Origin of the sequence: Chryseobacterium mucoviscidosis, from assembly GCF_002177115.1 — a bacterium.
Taxonomy (GTDB): domain Bacteria; phylum Bacteroidota; class Bacteroidia; order Flavobacteriales; family Weeksellaceae; genus Chryseobacterium; species Chryseobacterium mucoviscidosis.
In genome coordinates, this window is sequence record NZ_MVAG01000161.1 from 1 (window position 1) to 230 (window position 230).

1 protein-coding gene is annotated in these 230 nt (G+C 45.2%); it reads right to left on the reverse strand.

Annotated features, from left to right (window positions below):
- On the reverse strand, nucleotides 1–230 hold a 230-nt coding region (locus tag B0E34_RS22840; RefSeq protein ID WP_228423112.1), incomplete at both ends, for a hypothetical protein.

The window sequence follows — 230 nt, forward strand, 5'->3', positions numbered from 1 at the left end:
ACCAGCTGTCATGGAGAACGAATATACATCGAGCGCCTGCTCGGTCTGTATCTGGTTTGCGTTCAGCTCAGTAACCTTTAACATGGCAGGCACCAGGTTTTGGTTTTTGGCATTCATGCTCAATAATTGAATAATGATATAAGCGACCAGCGCGAGGCATAACAGTAACGAAACTATGGCATTCAATATCAGCTTTCCCTGCAATTTCATAAACGTGCCTCCATCGGGAG